This window comes from Celeribacter persicus (assembly GCF_003050785.1).
Classification (GTDB): Bacteria; Pseudomonadota; Alphaproteobacteria; order Rhodobacterales; family Rhodobacteraceae; genus Celeribacter; species Celeribacter persicus.
The window spans coordinates 217,064-235,888 of the sequence record NZ_QAOH01000006.1; the positions used below are offsets into that span (position 1 = coordinate 217,064).

Sequence of the window (18,825 nt, forward strand, 5' to 3'; positions counted from 1 at the left end):
CATGGACCTGCGCGCCCGCCTCAGCCGGTTCGGGATCGAGGCGCGCGGGATCACGCGACTCCATGGCGGCGATCTGTCCGAGGTGTTTAGGGTGGAGACATCGGACGGCACTCTGGTCGCTAAATCCGGGCCAAGGGTTGGCATCGAGGCCGGTATGCTGCGCACCATGGCGGAACTTGGTGCCCCAGTGCCGGAGGTCCTGCACATCAGCGCCACGCTCATGGTGATTGAGGATTTGCCCGAAGCAGCCCCCACGGTCGCAGGCTGGCAGACGCTCGGCGCGGCCCTGCGCCAGATGCATGATCGGAATGCGGGTCAAAACGGCTGGCCGGAGGATTACGCCTTCGGTCCCGTCCCGCTCGACAACCGCCCGACCGCCAATTGGCCGGAGTTCTGGGCCGAGCGTCGGATTTTGCCCTTCGCCGAAGACTTCCCCAATCTTGCGCCCCGGCTTGAGCGCCTCGCAAGACGATTGGCAAACCTTCTCCCTCACCACGCCACCGGGCTTTTGCATGGCGATCTCTGGTCCGGGAACGTGCATTTCTCGACCAAGGGTGCATTCTTCATCGACCCCGCCTGTTACCACGGCCATGGCGAGGTCGATCTGGCGATGTTGCACCTGTTCGGCACCCCGCCCGAGGCCTTTTGGCAAGGTTACGGCACACCCGCCCCGGACTGGAAAATCCGCCGGGCGATTTATCAACTCTTCCCCGCGCTCGTACATTTAAAACTCTTCGGCACGGGCTATCATGGCCTCGTGGAACGCTGCCTGTCAGAGATCAGATAATGATCGTTGCGCACTCCAAAGCACACCCGGCCACGCAAAGCACATCGCCATTGCAGCCCCTTGCGCATTCCTTGAGACATTTTCCCGCGTCTTCCGGCGTCCGCAAATCCGGGTCGAGAATGGTCAGTTCCGGCACACCGTCGGGACCGATCGTCACCCGTCCGACCTCCTCGTCATCCTCGGCCAGCAGGATGGTGATCTCCCTCTCGCCATCAATCCGTGCGCGTAGACCATGCCCCGTGTCCATGTCCACGGCTGTCAGCGTGTAAAGCAGCTTATGTGTCTTCGTCGTCTCCGTCATGAGTGCCTCCTCAGTCTGATAAGCCGATCCTGACTATTTTACTTCAAATTCACCTTGATCTGATCCCATGCCACAGGCGCACAGAAGCCCCCGCAGCAAAAAGGCAGCCTCACGGACCGCCTTGTCACAATAGCTGCGTCTTGTCGTGCAGAGCCTCAGGCGCGTTCCGCATATTCCGCCACGCCAAAGGGGCACATCGGAGCGTTATGCGCGCTCCGAATACTCCATCGTCTCGGTATTCACCACGATGTCCTCGTCCGTGCCCACGAAGGGCGGAACCATGACGCGCACACCATTGTCGAGGATCGCCGGTTTGAAGGAGTTCGCAGCGGTCTGACCTTTGACGACCGGCTCGGTGTCTACGATCTTGCAGATGACTTTCTGCGGCAGGGTCGCGTTGAGCGCCTCGGCTTCGTAGAATTCCACCACGATGGTCATACCGTCCTGCAGAAACGGGCGACGTTCGCCCAGAATGTCGGCCGGGATCGTGACCTGATCGTAGGTCTCGGTATCCATGATGTGCAGAAGACCGTCGCTCTCATAGAGGAATTGCATGTCCTTCTGCTCAAGACGCACCCGCTCGACCTTGTCGGCGGAGCGGAAACGCTCGTTGAGCTTGCGACCATCGCGCAGGTTCTTCAGCTCGACCTGAGCGAAGGCACCGCCCTTACCGGGCTTGACGTGATCGACTTTTACAGCGGCCCAGAGGCCCCCGTCATGCTCCAGCACGTTGCCGGGGCGGATTTCGTTACCGTTGATTTTGGGCATTTGATTATACGCGATTGGTTGAAGATGGATCAGCGCACCCTATATCTGGCCAGTCGCTGGCTGACAAGCGTGCTGAAAAGCGGCGAACAGGATGCGGGCGATTTCGGTATGGGTGACGTGCCCGCGCTCACCATGCCGTGAATGCATAGGAGATATGCAAATCAGGCGTACCCGAATCGACACAAACCTGTCATAAGGCCCTGCACGCCAGAAAGACAAGAGCAATAAAACAAGGAAAAACCATGGCTGAGTTCGTGGATGGCACCGCATTCAATTACGAGCAAGGACAACGCGCCCGCAAGCTGTTCGCTGCGGTCGTCTTGGCTGCGCTCGATGATGCGATTGCCGATGACAAGAAATATGGCAACGGCCCGGAACAGATCGCCCGCTGGGCGCGGTCTCGCGACGGCCGCGAGGTTCTGTCCTGTGCCGGTATCGACCCGTGCGAGCGTGTCGTCTCCGGTCTGATGGAATTCGTCTCCAAAGGTATCCGCACCTCCGTGGCGCTGTCGCGCGAGGAAAGCGAACGCCGTCACGCACAGGAGGCTGCGGAAGCCGCATAAGCGACCGCCTCTGCCATTTCGAACAAGACGCGCCATGCTGCTCGCTGGCGCGTCTTTTCTTTTGCGGGCATGATCTTCGTAAAGGAGATCCGTCATGAGCAAGAAAATCGACATATCCGCGATCACGCCCAAGATCGGCACACTTTACCCGACGCCACATCACAAAGGCACGCGCGACCGGGTCAAACGTGCCCTCGGGGATCAGGCCGGGCTGACGCAATTCGGCGTCAACCTCACGACCCTGCCTCCCGGATGCGCCTCCGCCCTGCCCCATTGGCACGAAAAGGAAGACGAGTTCGTCTATATCGTCGCGGGTCACCCAACACTGGTCCATGGCAAGACCGAAGAACGCCTCTCACCCGGCGATTGCGCTGGCTTCAAGGCGGGTGAAGAAATCGGCCATTGCCTGCGCAACGACACGAACACCGATGTCGTTGTACTCGAAATCGGATCCCGCAAGGAAGGTGAACGCGCGTTTTATCCCGGGCTCGACCTGATGGCCGACACGGCACAGGCGAATTTCTATTTCCACCTCGATGGCACGCCCTACCCGGACATTCGTCGCCGTGGCCCGGGAGAAGACTGAATCGGGGAGAAAATTGAGTATTTTTGCCATCAGAAAGCCCCTTCCATCTTCCAGCTCGCTTAAATACTCATGACGCGCGGTTGAGAGGGAAAAGCGGCATGGCCAAGGCGATCATGATACAGGGCGCGGGCTCGAACGTGGGCAAGTCCATGCTGGTCGCTGGCATCGCCCGCGCCTTCACCCGACGCGGTTTTTCCGTCGCGCCGTTCAAACCTCAGAACATGTCGAACAATGCCGCCGTCACCGAGGATGGCGGCGAGATCGGTCGGGCGCAGGCGCTACAGGCCCGTGCCTGCGGATTGCGGCCGCACACCGATATGAACCCTGTGCTTCTGAAACCCGAAACCGATCAGGGCGCGCAGGTGATCGTACAGGGCAAACGTGTCGGCACGCTCAAGGCGCGCGATTACGGGCAGGAAAAACCGACCCTTTTGCCGAAAGTACTCGAAAGCTTTCAGCGGCTGGTCGCAGATGTCGATCTCATGGTGATCGAGGGTGCGGGCAGCCCGGCGGAGATCAACCTGCGCCGTGGCGACATTGCCAATATGGGCTTTGCCGAGGCCGCAAAGGTTCCCGTCGTTCTGATCGGCGACATCGACCGCGGCGGCGTGATCGCACAGCTTGTGGGCACCCATACCGTGTTGCCGCCCGAGGATCGCGACCGGATCAAGGGGTTTGCCGTCAACAAATTCCGCGGCGACGTAAGCCTCTTTGCCGAAGGGGCCAAAGAAATCGCTACCCGCACCGGCTGGCGTGATCTTGGCACTTTGCCGTGGTTTGCCGACGCCCATCGCCTGCCTGCCGAAGACGTGATGGACATTGCCTCGCGCGGAAACGGGCGAGTGAAAATCGCCGTGCCCAAACTCTCCCGAATTGCCAATTTCGACGATCTCGACCCGCTCGCTGCCGAACCCGATGTAACCGTGGAAATCGTGGAGCCGGGACGCGCGCTTCCCGGAGATGCCGATCTGGTGTTGATACCGGGGACGAAATCCACGATCGGCGATCTCCATTTCTTTCGTGAACAGGGCTGGGACATCGACCTGCGCGCACATCTGCGGCGTGGCGGCCATGTGCTTGGCATTTGCGGCGGGTATCAGATGCTCGGACGCTGGATCGACGATCCCGATGGAATCGAGGGCCATCCCGGTCGGCATGAGGCACTGGGGCTTCTGGATGTCGGCACCCGGATGCAGGGGGACAAGCGGCTGGCGGAGGTCATCGCCACCGATCTCTCCTCCGGTGCGGAGGTGCGGGCCTATGAGATACACATCGGGCGCACCGAAGGCAGCGATATGGAGCGCGCATGGTTGACACTGGAAGGCCGGCCCGAAGGCGCGGAAAGCCCGGACGGGCGGGTGCGCGGCTGTTACCTGCACGGGCTGTTCAACTCGGATGCCTTCCGTGCCGCTTATCTCGAACGGTTCGGCCTCACGGGCGGGCTTGCGAATTTCGATGCAGGCGTCGAAGAAACGCTCGACCGGCTTGCGGACCATATCGAAGCCCATCTGGACCTCGATGCGCTTTACGATCTGGCCGAAGAAATTTGAGGGTCAGGGAACTTATTCGAACTCGCGCAGGGTCAGCGCGCGTTGCACCTCGCGGCGCACAAGACGGCGGACGTTACGGGTGATGCGCTGGCCCAGCTCACCCTGAAGCTCTTCGCGGATGACCTGCGCCACGAGATCGCGCAGCGCCTGTTCATCCATGATGTCCTCGTCGGCATAGCCCGCAAGCGCCAACTCTTCCTCAAGGCTCGGGTCGGGATCATGCGCCACTTCCGCTGCCGCCCCGAGGTCCTCGACTTCCTCCTCGATCTCCGGCTCATGCTGCTCCGCAACAACCTCCACCGGCGACGCGGGCATCTCCTCGATCACCTCTGCATCGTGAATGGCATCGTCGATCGCATCGGACACCGGCTTTGCCTCTTCGCTCTGGCTCATCGCAACCTCATCCTTGTCACCGGCCTGATCGGCGCGGGCGTCATCGTCGTGAACGTCATTGTCACGGGGGGCTGCCTCACGGGCCCGAAAATGCAACACGCGCGCGCCGGGGGCGCTAAAGGCACGCGGCATTTCCCGCGGAATCTCCGCTTCGAGATCTTCCGATCCGTCGGGTTCCCAGTCCAACCCCTGAGCGCCCACCGCAGCCTCAAGCTCGGCGATGCGTTGTTCCAGCGTCAGACGCGCAGCATGCCGCGCCGCATCTTCGTTCGGCGTATCGTCCAGTGCATCGGCCCAGTCGGATTTCATTGCGTTCGCCACCACCGCATCGGCATGGGCTTCCGTCTCCGTCCGAACCTCTTCCGCAACCAGGGTCTCCAGCGTCAGCTCTTCCGCCTGCCCCGCCTCGTTCGGCTCCGGCAGATGCACGGCCAGCTCGGGCGACAGGATCAATGGTTCCGAAGGGGTCTCCAGCACGAGCGGCTTGGCGGACATCTCCGGCGTCACTTCGGAAACGGGCACGTGGGCTACGTCCTCTTGCGCCGGAGAAGTCTGCGTCGCCTCACTCTGACGCACACGAAAATTCGGCGTCAAAACGAGCGCATCCGTCTCTGCCTTGACGGGCGTCTCATCTTGCCCATCGAAAAACGGTACAGGCGCGGATACCGGTTCGGGCCGATGACCATGGGTCTCCGCCACCAACCGTCGGATCGAGGCAAGCACCTCGTCCGCTTCGCTATTTGTCATCATATCGGACATGCCGACTCTCTCACCCGGTCGTACCTACCCCAGATGGTAGCCAGCTTCGCTCTCACACACAATAGATCGTTAAAACTCCACGCTTTCAAACTGCAACATCGCGGACAGGCCGCCTGTGCCCTGCATCCCTTCACGAATAGAAAAACCCCGCACAGGATGATCTGCACGGGGTCAAAGCGCATCTGGTGCGTTTACTGGTTCTGTTTCATCAGCCCTTGCAGCACGCGGTCGAGTTTTTCACCCTGCGGGCTGACATAGCGGGTCGGCGCGTTTTTCACCGCGTTGTAATAAGCCGCCGGATCATAAACCGGCACGTTCAGCTTCAGCTGTTCGACGGTGAGCAGACCGAGCGACTGCAGCACCGAGTAGGCCTGGGTCTCACGGGCGATCCGGGCCTGAATGGCCGCCACCTGTGCGTCGAGCAAATCCTGCTCCGCGCTCAACACGTCGAGCGTGGTGGAGGCACCGAGATCGGCCTCTTCCTTCACCCCGTCATACGCAACCCGCTGGGCCTGCACATAGGCATTGGAGGCCTCTTCGGAAGCGGCATAGACCGACAGCATCGCCCAGTTGGTGCGCACGCCCTGCTCCACTTCGCGGGTGGTCTGCAAAAGCTCGGCACGGGCCGCATCGCGATCCGCGATAGCGCCCCGCACGGCGGAGGCGATGGCCCCGCCTTGGTAGATCACACCGGAGACGCCGACGCCGATGGAGGTCGTGTCATTGTCGAGATCATCGGCGTAGCTTTGCGTCACGGATCCCGTGACACTCGGCAACATGTTGCGTTCTGCGATGGTCACCGCGAGATCCTGCGCCGCCGCCTGATGCTGAAGCGCGATGATCCCCGGATGTCTTTGTTTCGCCGTCGTCACCGCCGCCTCCAAAGAGGAGACCGGCAATTTGATGGTCGGCGGGGTCGAAAGCGACTGCGGGTAATGGCCGACAGCGACCTTGTAGGTCTCGCGGGCCGCCGAAAGCGTCCCCTGGGCCGAGGCCAGATCGGCACGCACAGAGGCGAGCTGGGCCTCGTATTGCGCCACCTCGGTGCGGGTGATTTCCCCCACATCGAACCGATCTTGCGCCGCCTTGAGGTTTTGCTGGTTCAGACGCACTGCACTTTGTTGCAGGTTCAGAAGCGCCTGAGCCTCGCGCACGCTCATATATGCGTCGACCGCATCGGCCAGAACTTCCTGCTCAACATTTCTGAGAGAGGCGCGGGTCGCGAGGACCACCTCTTTCTGCACATCCATCGACAGCTTGTTACGGCCGAAGGTGTAGATGTCCATGGAAGCAACAAACTTGAGCGTGTCGCTCCAGTCGCTCCAAGCATCATTGGTCTGATAACCTCTCGATTTGCCGATCTCGTAGCTGTAGGACAGCGTCGGAAGCATATCCGAAAGCGCCGTGGCCACACCTTCGTCGGCGGCCCGCAGCGTGGCACGGTTCTGTTCGAGAAGTCCGGAGGTCTTATAGGCGGAAGCCAGCGCATCCCCGAGCGTTTCCGCCCAAGACGCCACCGGCCCTGCCACGACACCCAGCGCCGCGACACCGGCAAGAAGGGTCTTTTTCAACTGTCTGCTCATGCTCATTGGCCTCTGCCCCTTTGTTATCTTCGAACGCCGGGGCCGTCCCGGCCTATCGCACGTTCTGCATCAGAGCGCGAATTCCGCGCGTTTTTCAAATCCCGGAAGGATCGGCGCCGTGGCGTTGAACACCATACGCCAAGTGATTTCGCCGTCTATTTTGTACCCTATACGCACGATGCCAAGAGCTCCGTCGAGAAAAATCGCACAGATGCGACCATTTTCCTTCACCTGCGACAGAATGGCCTCAGGCATTTCCTCAACCCCGCCTTGCAGGATCACCGCATCGTAGGGTCCGTGCTGCGGCGCCCCGGCAGCGATCGGGCCGGTTTCGAGGATCACATTGTCGGAACCGTTCTCGGACAGCGCCGCTGCAGCGTCGCGCGCCATATCCGCATCTTCCTCGACCGCGACAACAGCCTGAGCCATGCGCGCGATGACCGCAGAGGAGTAGCCCATCCCGCATCCAAGATCGAGCACCAGCTCATCGTTGCCGATGTTCAGCACATCGAGCATTTTCGCCAGAACCCGGGGATCGAGCACCACACGCCCGCCGCCGAGATCCACATGCTCGCCCACATAGGCCACCTCCCGCTTGCTGGCGGGCACGAAATTCTCACGCGGCACGGTGAGCATCGCCTCGATGATGGGAAACTTGGTCACATCGGACGGGCGAACCTGGGTGTCGACCATTGTGGTGCGGAGCTGGGTGAAATCTGCCATGGGCTGAACTCTTTCGTTCAAGGACGTGTCCGCGCCGTTTTGCCACAAGCCTGCGGTCGGGGCAACATCCCAATGCGTTCACGAAAACGCGCAAATGACGGTTGCACAGGTCCTGACCATGGTATAGACACCGCCTCACCCATTTCGGCGAGTTGGCGGAGTGGTGACGCAGCGGATTGCAAATCCGTGTACACCGGTTCGATTCCGGTACTCGCCTCCAATACTTTCAATGACTTGCGTCATGTCCATTCTCCATTTACTCGATTTTTGAAACAAGTGTTGAAACATTCACGTTTCCTTCCTGTTCTGTTCAAAGCGGTTTCTGGCGTCCTGCGCCCGTGTTGCGAGTTCCCTTTGCCTGATCTGACCTCCATATTTTTTGAGCATCTCGACGCCGGAATGACCGGTGACGGCTTTCACCATCTCGTCGTCGCATCCGGCTAGGTAGAGTTCGATTGTCGCGTTCTTGCGTAGCCCGTGGGTCACGTATGTGGCCGCGTCCGGGTGCTCCATGTCGCCTTTGACCTTGCGCATTTCCTCGGCCACGGTCCTGTAGCGAACCGGACGGCCCTGCTTGTCGGTGATGACCGTTAGCCCCTTCTTTTCGACCGTCGCCAGATGCGCCTTGAGGCGATCCGTCAGCGGTATCCATAGCGGCTTGTCGGTCTTGCCCTGAGTGAAGTCATAGGCACCATCTTTAATGTGCCCCCAGCGGATTTTGAGCACGTCCCCGATCCGCTGGCCGGTACCCAGACACAACTCATAGACCAGCCGGGCGCGCGGCGTGGCCACGGCCTCAAACTCCGCCCGAACGTCATCCGGCCACGGTTGCCAACCGTCGCTCTCCTGCTTGAACAGCGGAATGCCCTTAGCCGGGTTTCCGTGCTCTTTCTTGAGGAATCCGATCAGACGCGCGTGGTTCATCAGGACCACCATCACCTGAACCAGGTAATTCGCCTGACGCCAGTGCTCGGCGTTGGCGCGGTGCAGTTCATAGACGTGGTGCGGCTCGATCTTGGCCGGGTCTTTGGTGCCCCAGATCGCCCGGACGTGGCCGATGTATTTCCGATAATCAGACTTGGTGCGCGGCTTCAATTTCTTGAATGCCTCGCTTTCATAGTAGCTGAGAATCAACGTCTCGAAATTGCGCTTGGCAAGGACAGGCTCTCGCCCTTTCAGAAGGCGGTTGTAGTGCTCCCAAAACTCGGGCGTTCCGGGTTCCTCTTTCATCATCACGGATTGGCCGCGCGAACGCCGGATGAACCGGAGATACCCCCGGTCATTGTAGACGTATTTGGGCAAGTCCTTCTTGGTCATTTGCCCATCCTCAGATCACCGGACAGGAAGTCGTCGCCGCCGTCAGGATCCGTCATGGATGCGTCAATGACCGTGGTGCCATCGGGCTTGAGTTCAAACCGCGCGCGCGCCCACCCAGCCTCACGCGCGGCTTGAAGCAGAGCCACCGCGTTCTGTTTGGCTTGCGTCTGGGGGCGAGGGCTTTTGGCCATTAGTCGCAACCCTCCAAATCAAATCCCATGCTTTTGACTGAATCCGCCCAAACGATCACAGAGCGCCGGATTGGCAAATCATCCAAATCCAGTGGGACGCCGTGCGGCTTGAACCGAACCACCATTTCTGGCGCAATCAGTTCCAAAACCTTCGGGCTTGGCATTGTGACTTCCACTAGGGGAAAATTTACAACGAAGTGGATAGACGCTTGAGTTAATTCTCCGGGTGAACGAGTAAGCGCGGCACAAAAAACTTTAACGAGCATGTCTTCACAAGTCATATCGCGATTAATGCGTTCGCCAGTTTTGTGCGATGTCGCCGCCATTGGCAGATTTAGGTATTCTGCCACTCGCTCGCCCGTGTCTTTGATCTTGGGTTGAAGCGCCATTGCAGTAAGCAATCGAACAAAATGAACGATTTCGACTTGAGCCACCGCCCTACCACTGCTCTTTGGCAAAAGGTCAGCGTCAATCAGCGCACGCGCATATTTGTTTGCCTTGTCCCTCGGTTCACCAAGAGCCTTGGAAAGCCCATCTACAAGTTCTGAAACGCTGGCCATTGTTGCGGCTCCATTTGGTTTTGTATTTTTGTAACCAAAATCCAAATGGATATCAACCCCTCATATGGTCAGCCTCAACTTCTGACCTGCCGACCTGCACCGCACACGCCATCCGGTACGCAATGCCAAGATCAGCCAGTGTCAGTTCTTCGCCCGCCCTGTAGCGTTCCAAAAGCGCAGTGTACTTTTCCTGAAACTGATCCGCGTTGATTTCATCTCGGGCCATTGCCCTCATGCCGTGAAGGATGATCAGTTGCTCGATCTCGTCTAATTTCGTGACGGCTTCCATGAAGCGGGCTTCATCCGCATTTCGGGCGAGATCATGGCTCATGACAAATTCTCCCGTGCTTCATTGTGAGCGCAGATCACAAGGCCACGCTCATCGCCCATCCAGAACCAATCGAGGCTCATGCCGTTCTCAACGGCATAGGAGAGAAGATCGTTCGAAAATGTCGGTCCGTCGCCATGGTCTTCCAGAATGTTCTCCGGCGGTGTGGTTCCGGTCCATTCACCAAAGAGCGAGAGGCGATCAAGCGCTCCTTGAGGCAAGATGCCCTGTTCGATTTCCAACTGGTCCAGCATGTTAAGAATCATTCTCTGACGCTTGGGCGAAAGGCTCATGACCCGCTCACCGAACGAGATCATATGCGTGTCGTCAGGCAAACCGGTATTGGTCGCGCGGGCGCGTTCATTCATCATCTGTCTGTCTCCTAAACTTAGACTGTTTTCTGTTCTTCGATCTTCGCCATGCGGTCACGCACGGCGCGGATCACTTCGCTGTTCTGGCTCGAACCGTTCTTATCGGCTTGAGCTTCGATCCATGCTTTCACGTCGAGAGGAAAGCGGATCGGAAGTTGAATCGTCGGTGATTTCATCGCTCACCCTCCATAGTAGCACGGCAATATATAGCACCGTCATAGCATTGACTGTCAATAGTCAATCGCACAGTGCTATCGGAACAGTATGGAGCGAAAAATGTCAGCAAAAGCCGGTCGCGGATCAGATCAATTTGTTGTTCGCCTGCCAGATGGTATGCGCGACCGGATCAAAGCCGCCGCAGAAACCAACAATCGTTCGATGAACGCCGAAATCGTCGCAACGCTTGAAAAGGAGTATCCGGCGACGCCTCCCGACATTCATCAGGTTACAGTCGAAGTCCTTCAGTTGCTTGGATTGCTGACGGTTATGACGGAGCAAGACCGAATTAAAACAGTAAGCGAGAAAGAAAATGAGCTTCGGAAACGTGGCGTAAACTGCGAAATATCAATGCACAAAAACACGCTGAAATTATTAATGGCTTCAGGAAATATTAAGTACGAATTTGAGCTCCAGGAAGCGCCCCCAGACGATCTATAAGGAGGAATTGCCATCACCCCGGAAAGAATAAACTGATAGTAAGTTTGGGCAATGAATAGGTGACACGGATGCTAAGCGATAAAGAGATAAAGGTTCTTGAATGCTTCATTGGCGATGAATGCGAACACATCGGCAAAGTTAGCCGGATAGGGCCGAAAACGTGGCATGCCTTAGAAGACAAAGGGCTGATTGAGCGTTGCGAAAACGATGAAGGTTATCGCATTACTGAAGCCGGAAAAGCCGCAATCAAATAGAATAGGGCCGGTGCATAGTTCCCCTATGCCTCCCGGCCCCATGATCGCCCCCGGTGTCTGCCGTGCCGATCTGCGCCGCGTCCTAAAGGAGGCTCCCTAAGGAACAAAAAAGGACCGCGCCTTGACGGGGTTTTCGGCCATGAGGACCGGGCACTCTCCGTCTAATCCCAGATGTTTTGCGGGTGAAATCAAATAAAGGCCCGCCAGCACATCCCAGCCTTATTCCTTCCAATCCACCAGCCGCAGTGCCTCAGACGGGTCAACGCCCGCCTCCTTGGCCTGTGCTATCGCCTGAATGATCGTTGCCGCAGCCCGCGCCCTGCCGCCCGCATCAAAGGCTTGAAGAGGTCGCATCACGTCGATTTTCACGGTCTGGCCAAATTTCCCGGACGCTTCATCTGCGATCATGTTGCCGATCGGTTGCAGCACCCATTGAGCAAGGTGGCGTTGCGCCTCGCGCACCATTGGGCCTGTTGTCGCGGTTGAGGTCAGACCCGGCAAGACGCCGAACACCATGTTGATCGCGTCACGCGCCGCCGCCAGTGACTCGCGCGTCATGGCTTTGGACAAGTCCGGGGAAAGATCGTGCGGCTTCCAGTCCTGCGCCGGAGCCGGGCCACCCGCCGCCGCCACATTGACTGATTCTCGGATCAGCACCTTGCCGCGATTGCCGCGGAAACCGCGCGCCATTTTTTCCAGATCGGTTTGCGGAGCCTCGGGAAATGGCACAATCTGAGACGCCAGAGGCGCGGTCTCATAGACCTCGGAAAGCGCCGTTTCAATAATGTTCAACAGGCTTGCCGTGATGGGCGCGCGCTTGAGCGGTGATGTACCGAAGTAAGGCGCGCCCACATCGCTTCCGATGCGGAAATGCAGAACCTCCCCGGCCAATGCCGTGAAGCTCTCTCCACCGCCGACCTCGGAGACAGAGACCCGGTAAGCCGTGGGGTTGCCGTTGCGGGTTTTCAGGTCCCAATCGTTGCATGGGACAAGCCCATCCTCGCGGATCAGGAACACCGCTTCACCGCGAAGGGCCAAAGCGCGCGCCGTAAGGGCCAGAGAGCGCCCGTCCAGCATGTCGGCACCATCCACATCAGCGATGGACAAGCCACCCTCCCAGAGCGTGACAGCGGCTTGCACGGTCGCGGTCAGATCGGCCACACCCTGCCGACCGGAGATATATGCCTCACGTGCGGCCATAAGCTCGGCGGTGAAGCCACTCGCGGCGGAGCGGGTTTCGACGGGTGCAATTTTACGTCGGAACAGATCAATAAACCCCATATCAGAATCTCCTTTTCCATGGGCGCAGAAGGTCCGCTGCCCCGCTCAGTTCCATTGCCCGCGCCACCCATGCCGGGTTGCGCTGATAGCTTTCCTCGATTGCGCCGCCCATATTCACGGAATAGCTCGACACGCCCGCCCGGTCCGGTTCATCTGCCAGGTATTCCGCAAGCCGCCGGAACGCCTCGGAGACAGCAGCAGGCACATCAACCCCGCCCGCTGTGCCGGTGAACCGATGCGGTCCCTCAGTGGTCAGGCGATAACCCCCATAAGGGGAGGCATAGAGATCTGTCGCGGTTTCCCATCCTTCCCCGTTCCACACCTCCTCTGAGGTGATTGTCAGAGGGGAGAGAGGCGGACACCAATCACCATTATCTTCCACGATCCAGACCACCTCTCTTGTGGTCCAGCGCCTCGAACAATAGGCCTCGATCCGCTGCCAGATCGCATCTGTATCGAGTGCTGCCGCCGCAGCCGACAGATTGGCCGGCGCATCGGGATAGCTGGCTGGGATTTCCTCGACCTCTTTCAACGTCACTGCCATGTCAAATCCTCCATTTATTGAGGGCATAGATCGCGCCTTGAGCGGGTTGCCGATCTTGATGCGTTTCCCATGACCGCGCCTCAATCTGCGCCGCCGGATAGGCCGGTTTTGTCACGGCGCTGATCTCGATCAGATCGGCGCGTGTGATCGTGCGCAGAAGGTCAGAACCACGCCGCTCGATCCGTTCACCCCCATTGGCAACACGAAAGCCCGGAGACAAGCCGCGCACCAACCCAGCCGCGTTTGCCGCCAGAAAGTCGCGCGCCCAGCTTGTGCCGCCGTCAATACGCGCCTCGATCTCAAGCGCCGTGTCCGTATCACGCAGGGTGAGCGTTCCCGCCGCACGGCTCGCCAACGGTTTGTTAAAGTCATGACCGGAAAGGAAATGAACGTCCTCACCTGCCTCGATCCGATTCGCGAAAGCACGGGGCGCAACCACCTCATGCCGGTTGTTCGCAAGTTCGGTTTGCACACCATATGGGAACGTGGCGCGAAGGCAGGTTTCCCCGCCCTCGGCCCGTACCTCAAAGGTGCCGCTATGCGCCCCCCAGAGCATTACGCAGCCGCCAACCCGGTCAGGATGCGGGTTTGCAGGCCGCGCGGGACAGTGAAGTCCGCTGTGACCAGCCCGGTCAGAACCAGCGCGCCGGACCCCGCCTTGGTGTATGGATCGCGGATCAAATCCACCCCGCCATAAAGGCCCAGGTATCCCGGCGCGATCCCCTGCACATTGGCCGACATGATCGCCGATGCGGCCGGAATGACGTTGGAAATGGCCGGGTTGGCAATGTGCCGGGTCAGGCGATCCCATTCGGAGACAGCGGTGCCGCTGATAAGCGCCTCATCGAGATCGGACCAGATCGCCGGGGTGAAGGCCAGGTTGACCGCCGATGCGGAGGCAATGGCGTTGGCTTCCATGAAGGCCACCACCTCGGCCCGGAACGCCGCCCAATCCGCGACCGCGCCAATCGCCGTGCTGGTGATGCCATAGGTCGCTGCGCCGGGAACGATGCCCAGAGGCTCGCCCGATGCGCCGGAACCGTTGACCACCACGCGGTCAATCTCGGTTCCGATCACGGCATTCAGATCGCGGCGGATCGCCTGTTCCAGACCGGCACCCGATTGCTTGAGGGCTTTGCGGGTGATGACCATTTGCGCACCGCCGGTCTGATCGGGCGACAGGCTCGTTTCGCTGGTGGTGTAGGCCGACGCCGCCCCCACGTCCGAAAGTTCGTCAGTCTGCCAGCCGAACACCGCGCCAGCCGTCGCCACCGGGAACCCGACCTCACCCTGTGCGATCTGGATGGACTGAACGCCCAGCCGCGCGGCAACGGAGTTCGGAAAGAGGCGGTCCACCACGGGGCGGATCACCTTGGGGTTCGGCAGATCGGTCCCGGAAACGGTCTCCCCGGCCCGGGTCTCAAGCGCGCCGTAGGGCACCGGGATGCCCTGATAGCCGCCCGCGCTGCGCAGTTCCTCGACCACCTCTTTCGTGGCCCCGTCCAGCGCCTTGCCTTCGTCCAGGGCGAAAGCGATCTGGCGCAGTTCGAATTGGTCGACCAGATCAGACCATTCCGACTCGGAGCGGGTTTCCAGTTCGGCCCCGGCTTCCCGGCGTTCCTCGTCTTCCGCGATCAGCGCGGCGCGATACCGGGTTTCATTGGACCGATATTCGCGGTCGAGTTCATCCATCTGGCGGGTTTCGTCCTCAGACGGATTTTCTTTGCCGACAATGCCGGAAAGGGTCTGGCGGATTTCGCTTTGCCGCCGTGCGATCTTCACAGAATCCAACATGCTCTTAACCTCGCTTTTGTTGGGGTTTGTGCTGCATATCCCGCAGCAAGTCGCGCCATTCCTGACGCTCAGGAGGAAGGGGTTTCCACCCAACCTCTTGTCTCGTTTTGCTGGCGTGACAGCGCCCGCAAAGGGTCTGTAAATTTGCCAGCGAATAGGCCAAGTCCGGGCGATCCCGCACCGGCTCGATATGATCGATCTCAAGCCTGCGCCGCTCGCCGCATTGCACACATTTCCAGTCGTCGCGCTCAAGCGCCTGCATCCGCAGTGCCTTCCAACGTGGACCACGTGTGATCCGCTTGGAATGTCGCGCGTATTCTTTTCGCTTAAACGAGATCACGTGATTGCACCTCCCAGAAAAAGAGGGTGCCGCCGGGGGCGTGAGGAACCACCCGAACAATGTCCATGATGGTCGTGCCGATCTGCATTTTGTCAGTGGTTTCCGGCGTGATCGTCAGACCATCAGCCGAAACCAAGACACGTTGATCCCCCACATCCATCAGGCCTGCCGCGATAAATTCCTCATTCACCGTGAATGTCGCCACAAAGGCCGTGCAGGGGTGCGCGGTGTCGTCACCAGGTGTGATGTTGCCATATCCATCATCAACCCCCTCACCGGGGCGCAATATCACCGCCGCCTGCCCATATTTCGCGATCAGTCTCGATGCGTTTTTCGTCAACTCCATGCGAAGCGTCCTCCTTTGTTTTTCGGTGCGCTTGTCATTCGAACCCCTTGGGCAACGGCAATGACCGTTGCCGCCGCCGCGTCGATGCGCCCGGTCGATCTCGATTTCGCCAGCTTGTGATTGCCCGCCGGATCAACCAGCGTGATTGCGTCCGCGAAGGCAGAGCGCAGGAGCAGAGACGGCAAGAGATTCACCTTTTGCTCAAAGAGCGCTCGCCGGAATCGTTCAACGTCCTCAGAGCCGTCTTTCCATCCGAAGCCGCGATAAATCATTGGGATGCGATCAAGACCGGCCCCGCGAAGTGCTTCGACGAACTCAGCGTGACGGAACCTGTCACCCACGATTGCCGCCGGAGCTTGGCCTTCAAGACGCGCTACTACCTCGGAAAGAAAGCGGTCCACAGGCACCGTGGTTTCTCCCATGGTCATCAACTCGCCGCGCTCGTGCATTTGCTCGTAGCGATCTGACACACCATCAGACGCCCCACGATCCGCAAGGCCGGGTTTCGTCGGAAATGCCCCGAAGGCTTCCAGACGCCCAGTTTCAGGCCAATAGAGTGCCGCCGCCGACATAGACCGCGATCCGCCAAGATCAACGCCAAGTATCACCGGGCCGTCACGCTCGGGCAGATCGTCGGGCGCGACCTCAGCCGCAAGCCATTCATCCACCGTGACCAAAACCGAACGATCATCAGCGGCCACGCGCTCATTCCGGTTCAAGTTGCGGAAGCTGGAAAGCGCCGAACCACCCCTCGCAATCGCTCGCCGTGCCTGTGCGACCAGCCATTCCGGCGTTGAACCGATGCCCTCGACCGCGCCGGGATTGGCAATCAGGAGGCTTTCCAGATCGTCAGGCGGCAAGCCCGGTTCCGGACGGTGTTCCTGCACATAGACGTTGGGCGGCGGTTCATCCAACCAGCGCGAAAAGGTGTTCGCGTCATCAGGCGCAGAGGTGGAGATAATCAGCGCCCGCCCGTCACGCTTGCCAAGGCCTGAGAGAATGGCGTTTTCCAGATTGTCGCCCTTTTCGCGTTCCCATGCGGCCCTCTCATCGAGAATCGCCAGCGTCGGAGCGCCGCCCAAAATGCTTTTGCCATCCGCAGCAATCACCCTTGCCAGCCCGCCGCCGTTCTCAGCCGTTTCAACTTCCAGCTTTGAGCCGCGCCGGATCGTGAATTGTTCCTGTTCTTCCTCAGGCAATCCTTCGATGAAACCGACCAGAAAGCCGAACGCGATTTTCGCCTGATCCCGGTTCCGGGCTGCAAAGATGATTTCCCGCTTGGGCTGGGGTGCGATTTCGCCCATGAGGTGCCCCAAAGCAATGCCCGCAGACAGAGCGGTCTTGGCATTGCCGCGTCCAATGCTGAGACAGCCCGCCGCAATGTCCTTGCCAAACGCACCACGAACAAAGTCCTTCTGATATGAGGCCAGCTTGAGCCGCTTTCCTGCCGTCCGACCCTCGGGAACGATCAGCTTGGGAAGGAAGCGCAGAGCCGCCATTGCCTCTTTCGATGCCCTAGCCATCAGCATTTCCCCCGGATTTTTTTTGGGAGAGAGAAAAGAACAGTTGAGGCGGCGGTCCCCCACCCATTTGCAAACGGGGGCATTGGGACCATTCTCAGGCGATCCAAGAGACGCAAACACGCAGGCAGCCCATCCGTCCGATATTTGGTGTCTACCGGACGGCCTGCCTGCTTAGCTCTGTTGGTGGATAGTTTCCTGTTGGAAGCGTCCGCCTCGCCCCCGACCACCACCCCATGGTTTACTAGGATGTCGCAATTATTGAGACAGGGTCTCACCACATTTGGCGCATTTCGTCGCAATAATGGTGACAGGGCGTCTTCATTTTTGAGACAGGCTATCATCGTTTCGTCTCCAAAATGACGACAGTACTGTCTTCAAATTTGCGACGGGGTTTTGTTTTCGCACGGGCAGGCGTGGCCGCAACCTTGACCGGGAAGTCATGCCCCTCGGACCAGTTCAGGAACCACTGTTTGCCTGGGCCTTGCTGACCCGCAGGCATGATCTCTGTCAGTTCATAGGCCGGGGACTTGCCCATGCCCTCAGTGCCAAGACACGCGCCCTCTGTCTGGATGATGAACCCCTTGGCTTGCAGGTCGTGGAAACCACGCATGGCCGTGTTGATTGCACACCCCATGCGCTCAGCAGCTTGACGGGTGGACAGACGCAGCTTGCCGTTGTTGTTGAATTTGGCCCCGCGCCATTCCAGCTTGAGCCACGGATAGAGCGCCTGTGCAGTAGGTGAGAGAGCGCGCCACGCAGGGGTTCGCATGACGCTCAGGCGCAGAGCCGTGACGGCCTCTTGCTTGTTCTCGTTGCGCTTATCGCGTCCCATCGGCCACCACCTCTTGAATGGCTTTAGCCAGATCGTCGGCAAGCTCTACGCGAAGGGTCAGGCCCTTCTTGCTGGGGCGCATTTCGCCCGTTTCATCTGCAAACCAGACGCGGGCATTGATGCAGTCAACGCCATTGAAAGTGGCCCGCTCGACGCGAACCACCTCCCGTTTGTTTTTGCGAAGTTCGATCATGCCGCCGACTCCTTCGCATGAAGGGCCTTGTGGCACTTGCGGCAGAGCCACTGCACATCATATGGCCGATCATAATCCGGGTGATGCGCCTCAGTTTTTGGATCCCCGCAGCACTCGCACGGCTTGCGTTCGATCACGCCGTGACGCAGCGCAGCGCCGACCGCCAGATGCGCGAGATAGGATTTAGGATTGCGCTTCCGCCACCGCTGTTGCCGGGAGAGAGGCTTGGGTGTGTCGGTCATGCCGCCACCCCGCAGAAGTGGCGCAGAATAATCGCTGGC

27 protein-coding genes and 1 tRNA gene are annotated in these 18,825 nt (G+C 59.5%); 7 read left to right on the forward strand and 21 right to left on the reverse strand.

The genetic code is table 11. The features are described from left to right. The first annotated feature begins 1 nt into the window (after position 1). Positions 2–787, forward strand: coding sequence for a fructosamine kinase family protein (locus C8N42_RS10230; RefSeq protein ID WP_107816462.1), 786 nt, complete (start codon positions 2–4; stop codon positions 785–787). On the opposite strand, the gene C8N42_RS10235 is transcribed toward C8N42_RS10230, so the two are convergent. Together C8N42_RS10235 and efp are read right to left on the reverse strand one after the other, a co-directional pair. After that, positions 780–1,088, reverse strand: coding sequence for a hypothetical protein (locus C8N42_RS10235; protein WP_107816463.1), 309 nt, complete (start codon positions 1,086–1,088; stop codon positions 780–782). The two genes, C8N42_RS10230 and C8N42_RS10235, sit on opposite strands and share 8 nt — an antisense overlap. 204 nt (positions 1,089–1,292) lie before the next feature. Next, the gene (gene efp / locus C8N42_RS10240) at positions 1,293–1,856 is read right to left on the reverse strand and encodes an elongation factor P (protein WP_107816464.1); all 564 of its coding nucleotides are present in this window, start codon (positions 1,854–1,856) and stop codon (positions 1,293–1,295) included. A 242-nt stretch (positions 1,857–2,098) separates the two neighbouring features. Between efp and C8N42_RS10245 the strand changes: the two genes are divergently transcribed. The 3 genes from C8N42_RS10245 (at position 2,099) to C8N42_RS10255 (ending at position 4,555) form a co-directional block, all read left to right on the forward strand. Next, positions 2,099–2,419, forward strand: a complete 321-nt coding sequence (locus tag C8N42_RS10245; protein WP_043868949.1) for a DUF6280 family protein — start codon at positions 2,099–2,101, stop codon at positions 2,417–2,419. A gap of 94 nt (positions 2,420–2,513) precedes the next feature. After that, entirely contained in the window at positions 2,514–3,005 is a 492-nt protein-coding gene (locus C8N42_RS10250) for a cupin domain-containing protein (RefSeq protein ID WP_107816465.1), read from the forward strand. A 98-nt stretch (positions 3,006–3,103) separates the two neighbouring features. Beyond that, on the forward strand, positions 3,104–4,555 hold the full coding sequence (locus tag C8N42_RS10255) for a cobyric acid synthase (protein ID WP_107816466.1): 1,452 nt from the start codon (positions 3,104–3,106) through the stop codon (positions 4,553–4,555). A gap of 12 nt (positions 4,556–4,567) precedes the next feature. On the opposite strand, the gene C8N42_RS10260 is transcribed toward C8N42_RS10255, so the two are convergent. The 3 genes from C8N42_RS10260 to C8N42_RS10270 all read right to left on the reverse strand — a co-directional run bounded on the left by C8N42_RS10260 (position 4,568) and on the right by C8N42_RS10270 (position 8,013). Next, entirely contained in the window at positions 4,568–5,707 is a 1,140-nt protein-coding gene (locus C8N42_RS10260) for a hypothetical protein (protein ID WP_107816467.1), read from the reverse strand. A gap of 191 nt (positions 5,708–5,898) precedes the next feature. Continuing rightward, positions 5,899–7,296, reverse strand: a complete 1,398-nt coding sequence (locus C8N42_RS10265; protein ID WP_245890036.1) for a TolC family outer membrane protein — start codon at positions 7,294–7,296, stop codon at positions 5,899–5,901. 63 nt (positions 7,297–7,359) lie between these two features. Then, positions 7,360–8,013 (reverse strand): protein-L-isoaspartate O-methyltransferase family protein, encoded by a 654-nt coding sequence (locus C8N42_RS10270; RefSeq protein WP_107816468.1) that lies wholly within the window; start codon positions 8,011–8,013, stop codon positions 7,360–7,362. Positions 8,014–8,159: 146 nt separating this feature from the next. Here C8N42_RS10270 and C8N42_RS10275 point away from each other — a divergent pair. After that, a tRNA-Cys gene (locus C8N42_RS10275) sits at positions 8,160–8,233 on the forward strand. Positions 8,234–8,301: 68 nt separating this feature from the next. Here the strand turns inward: C8N42_RS10275 and C8N42_RS10280 are convergent. The 6 genes from C8N42_RS10280 to C8N42_RS10305 are packed head-to-tail and all read right to left on the reverse strand — an operon-like array spanning position 8,302 to position 10,956. Beyond that, complete coding sequence (locus C8N42_RS10280) at positions 8,302–9,330, reverse strand: site-specific integrase (protein ID WP_107816469.1); 1,029 nt, start codon at positions 9,328–9,330, stop codon at positions 8,302–8,304. Beyond that, entirely contained in the window at positions 9,327–9,521 is a 195-nt protein-coding gene (locus C8N42_RS10285) for a hypothetical protein (protein WP_107816470.1), read from the reverse strand. Before C8N42_RS10285 ends, C8N42_RS10280 begins: the two co-directional genes overlap by 4 nt. Next, complete coding sequence (locus C8N42_RS10290; RefSeq protein WP_107816471.1) at positions 9,521–10,081, reverse strand: hypothetical protein; 561 nt, start codon at positions 10,079–10,081, stop codon at positions 9,521–9,523. The genes C8N42_RS10285 and C8N42_RS10290 overlap by 1 nt, the downstream gene beginning before the upstream one ends. Before the next feature lie 52 nt (positions 10,082–10,133). Further along, complete coding sequence (locus C8N42_RS10295; RefSeq protein ID WP_107816472.1) at positions 10,134–10,412, reverse strand: hypothetical protein; 279 nt, start codon at positions 10,410–10,412, stop codon at positions 10,134–10,136. Next, positions 10,409–10,780: a hypothetical protein gene (locus C8N42_RS10300; protein ID WP_107816473.1), complete on the reverse strand. Its 372-nt coding sequence runs from the start codon at positions 10,778–10,780 to the stop codon at positions 10,409–10,411. Before C8N42_RS10300 ends, C8N42_RS10295 begins: the two co-directional genes overlap by 4 nt. A 17-nt stretch (positions 10,781–10,797) precedes the next feature. After that, the gene (locus tag C8N42_RS10305) at positions 10,798–10,956 is read right to left on the reverse strand and encodes an Arc family DNA-binding protein (RefSeq protein WP_107816474.1); all 159 of its coding nucleotides are present in this window, start codon (positions 10,954–10,956) and stop codon (positions 10,798–10,800) included. Positions 10,957–11,056: 100 nt separating this feature from the next. Here C8N42_RS10305 and C8N42_RS10310 point away from each other — a divergent pair, with 100 nt between their 5' ends. Together C8N42_RS10310 and C8N42_RS21375 are read left to right on the forward strand one after the other, a co-directional pair. Further along, positions 11,057–11,437: an Arc family DNA-binding protein gene (locus C8N42_RS10310; RefSeq protein ID WP_107816475.1), complete on the forward strand. Its 381-nt coding sequence runs from the start codon at positions 11,057–11,059 to the stop codon at positions 11,435–11,437. Between the two features lie 68 nt (positions 11,438–11,505). Beyond that, positions 11,506–11,691, forward strand: coding sequence for a helix-turn-helix domain-containing protein (locus C8N42_RS21375; protein WP_146168257.1), 186 nt, complete (start codon positions 11,506–11,508; stop codon positions 11,689–11,691). A gap of 219 nt (positions 11,692–11,910) precedes the next feature. Here the strand turns inward: C8N42_RS21375 and C8N42_RS10315 are convergent, their stop codons facing one another. The 10 genes from C8N42_RS10315 to C8N42_RS10360 all read right to left on the reverse strand — a co-directional run bounded on the left by C8N42_RS10315 (position 11,911) and on the right by C8N42_RS10360 (position 18,786). Continuing rightward, the gene (locus tag C8N42_RS10315) at positions 11,911–12,972 is read right to left on the reverse strand and encodes a hypothetical protein (RefSeq protein ID WP_107816476.1); all 1,062 of its coding nucleotides are present in this window, start codon (positions 12,970–12,972) and stop codon (positions 11,911–11,913) included. A 1-nt stretch (position 12,973) separates the two neighbouring features. Then, positions 12,974–13,516: a hypothetical protein gene (locus tag C8N42_RS10320; protein ID WP_107816477.1), complete on the reverse strand. Its 543-nt coding sequence runs from the start codon at positions 13,514–13,516 to the stop codon at positions 12,974–12,976. A 1-nt stretch (position 13,517) separates the two neighbouring features. Then, on the reverse strand, positions 13,518–14,072 hold the full coding sequence (locus tag C8N42_RS10325) for an HK97 family phage prohead protease (RefSeq protein WP_107816478.1): 555 nt from the start codon (positions 14,070–14,072) through the stop codon (positions 13,518–13,520). Next, positions 14,072–15,310: a phage major capsid protein gene (locus C8N42_RS10330; RefSeq protein WP_107816479.1), complete on the reverse strand. Its 1,239-nt coding sequence runs from the start codon at positions 15,308–15,310 to the stop codon at positions 14,072–14,074. Before C8N42_RS10330 ends, C8N42_RS10325 begins: the two co-directional genes overlap by 1 nt. Before the next feature lie 4 nt (positions 15,311–15,314). Continuing rightward, entirely contained in the window at positions 15,315–15,572 is a 258-nt protein-coding gene (locus C8N42_RS10335) for an HNH endonuclease (RefSeq protein ID WP_107816480.1), read from the reverse strand. A 64-nt stretch (positions 15,573–15,636) separates the two neighbouring features. Beyond that, a complete protein-coding gene (locus tag C8N42_RS10340; protein WP_107816481.1) occupies positions 15,637–15,996 on the reverse strand; it encodes a hypothetical protein in 360 nt (119 codons plus the stop codon). Continuing rightward, the gene (locus tag C8N42_RS10345) at positions 15,987–17,519 is read right to left on the reverse strand and encodes a terminase large subunit domain-containing protein (protein WP_245890038.1); all 1,533 of its coding nucleotides are present in this window, start codon (positions 17,517–17,519) and stop codon (positions 15,987–15,989) included. Before C8N42_RS10345 ends, C8N42_RS10340 begins: the two co-directional genes overlap by 10 nt. A 337-nt stretch (positions 17,520–17,856) precedes the next feature. Further along, positions 17,857–18,351 carry a helix-turn-helix domain-containing protein gene (locus C8N42_RS10350; RefSeq protein ID WP_107816483.1) on the reverse strand — a complete coding sequence of 165 codons (495 nt, stop codon included), beginning with the start codon at positions 18,349–18,351 and terminating at the stop codon, positions 17,857–17,859. Further along, positions 18,338–18,544 carry a transcriptional coactivator p15/PC4 family protein gene (locus C8N42_RS10355; RefSeq protein ID WP_107816484.1) on the reverse strand — a complete coding sequence of 69 codons (207 nt, stop codon included), beginning with the start codon at positions 18,542–18,544 and terminating at the stop codon, positions 18,338–18,340. Before C8N42_RS10355 ends, C8N42_RS10350 begins: the two co-directional genes overlap by 14 nt. After that, positions 18,541–18,786, reverse strand: a complete 246-nt coding sequence (locus tag C8N42_RS10360; RefSeq protein WP_107816517.1) for a hypothetical protein — start codon at positions 18,784–18,786, stop codon at positions 18,541–18,543. The genes C8N42_RS10355 and C8N42_RS10360 overlap by 4 nt, the downstream gene beginning before the upstream one ends. Positions 18,787–18,825 lie beyond the last annotated feature (39 nt).

Excerpts from the sequence above, each read along its gene's own strand:
- C8N42_RS10230 (WP_107816462.1), top strand. The coding sequence starts at position 2 with ATGGACCTGCGCGCCCGCCTCAGCCGGTTCGGGATCGAGGCGCGCGGG.
- C8N42_RS10235 (WP_107816463.1), bottom strand. The coding sequence starts at position 1,088 with ATGACGGAGACGACGAAGACACATAAGCTGCTTTACACGCTGACAGCC.
- efp (WP_107816464.1), bottom strand. The coding sequence starts at position 1,856 with ATGCCCAAAATCAACGGTAACGAAATCCGCCCCGGCAACGTGCTGGAG.
- C8N42_RS10245 (WP_043868949.1), top strand. The coding sequence starts at position 2,099 with ATGGCTGAGTTCGTGGATGGCACCGCATTCAATTACGAGCAAGGACAA.
- C8N42_RS10250 (WP_107816465.1), top strand. The coding sequence starts at position 2,514 with ATGAGCAAGAAAATCGACATATCCGCGATCACGCCCAAGATCGGCACA.
- C8N42_RS10255 (WP_107816466.1), top strand. The coding sequence starts at position 3,104 with ATGGCCAAGGCGATCATGATACAGGGCGCGGGCTCGAACGTGGGCAAG.
- C8N42_RS10260 (WP_107816467.1), bottom strand. The coding sequence starts at position 5,707 with ATGTCCGATATGATGACAAATAGCGAAGCGGACGAGGTGCTTGCCTCG.
- C8N42_RS10265 (WP_245890036.1), bottom strand. The coding sequence starts at position 7,296 with ATGAGCATGAGCAGACAGTTGAAAAAGACCCTTCTTGCCGGTGTCGCG.
- C8N42_RS10270 (WP_107816468.1), bottom strand. The coding sequence starts at position 8,013 with ATGGCAGATTTCACCCAGCTCCGCACCACAATGGTCGACACCCAGGTT.
- C8N42_RS10280 (WP_107816469.1), bottom strand. The coding sequence starts at position 9,330 with ATGACCAAGAAGGACTTGCCCAAATACGTCTACAATGACCGGGGGTAT.
- C8N42_RS10285 (WP_107816470.1), bottom strand. The coding sequence starts at position 9,521 with ATGGCCAAAAGCCCTCGCCCCCAGACGCAAGCCAAACAGAACGCGGTG.
- C8N42_RS10290 (WP_107816471.1), bottom strand. The coding sequence starts at position 10,081 with ATGGCCAGCGTTTCAGAACTTGTAGATGGGCTTTCCAAGGCTCTTGGT.
- C8N42_RS10295 (WP_107816472.1), bottom strand. The coding sequence starts at position 10,412 with ATGAGCCATGATCTCGCCCGAAATGCGGATGAAGCCCGCTTCATGGAA.
- C8N42_RS10300 (WP_107816473.1), bottom strand. The coding sequence starts at position 10,780 with ATGATGAATGAACGCGCCCGCGCGACCAATACCGGTTTGCCTGACGAC.
- C8N42_RS10305 (WP_107816474.1), bottom strand. The coding sequence starts at position 10,956 with ATGAAATCACCGACGATTCAACTTCCGATCCGCTTTCCTCTCGACGTG.
- C8N42_RS10310 (WP_107816475.1), top strand. The coding sequence starts at position 11,057 with ATGTCAGCAAAAGCCGGTCGCGGATCAGATCAATTTGTTGTTCGCCTG.
- C8N42_RS21375 (WP_146168257.1), top strand. The coding sequence starts at position 11,506 with ATGCTAAGCGATAAAGAGATAAAGGTTCTTGAATGCTTCATTGGCGAT.
- C8N42_RS10315 (WP_107816476.1), bottom strand. The coding sequence starts at position 12,972 with ATGGGGTTTATTGATCTGTTCCGACGTAAAATTGCACCCGTCGAAACC.
- C8N42_RS10320 (WP_107816477.1), bottom strand. The coding sequence starts at position 13,516 with ATGGCAGTGACGTTGAAAGAGGTCGAGGAAATCCCAGCCAGCTATCCC.
- C8N42_RS10325 (WP_107816478.1), bottom strand. The coding sequence starts at position 14,072 with ATGCTCTGGGGGGCGCATAGCGGCACCTTTGAGGTACGGGCCGAGGGC.
- C8N42_RS10330 (WP_107816479.1), bottom strand. The coding sequence starts at position 15,310 with ATGTTGGATTCTGTGAAGATCGCACGGCGGCAAAGCGAAATCCGCCAG.
- C8N42_RS10335 (WP_107816480.1), bottom strand. The coding sequence starts at position 15,572 with ATGCAGGCGCTTGAGCGCGACGACTGGAAATGTGTGCAATGCGGCGAG.
- C8N42_RS10340 (WP_107816481.1), bottom strand. The coding sequence starts at position 15,996 with ATGGAGTTGACGAAAAACGCATCGAGACTGATCGCGAAATATGGGCAG.
- C8N42_RS10345 (WP_245890038.1), bottom strand. The coding sequence starts at position 17,519 with ATGGCTAGGGCATCGAAAGAGGCAATGGCGGCTCTGCGCTTCCTTCCC.
- C8N42_RS10350 (WP_107816483.1), bottom strand. The coding sequence starts at position 18,351 with ATGGGACGCGATAAGCGCAACGAGAACAAGCAAGAGGCCGTCACGGCT.
- C8N42_RS10355 (WP_107816484.1), bottom strand. The coding sequence starts at position 18,544 with ATGATCGAACTTCGCAAAAACAAACGGGAGGTGGTTCGCGTCGAGCGG.
- C8N42_RS10360 (WP_107816517.1), bottom strand. The coding sequence starts at position 18,786 with ATGACCGACACACCCAAGCCTCTCTCCCGGCAACAGCGGTGGCGGAAG.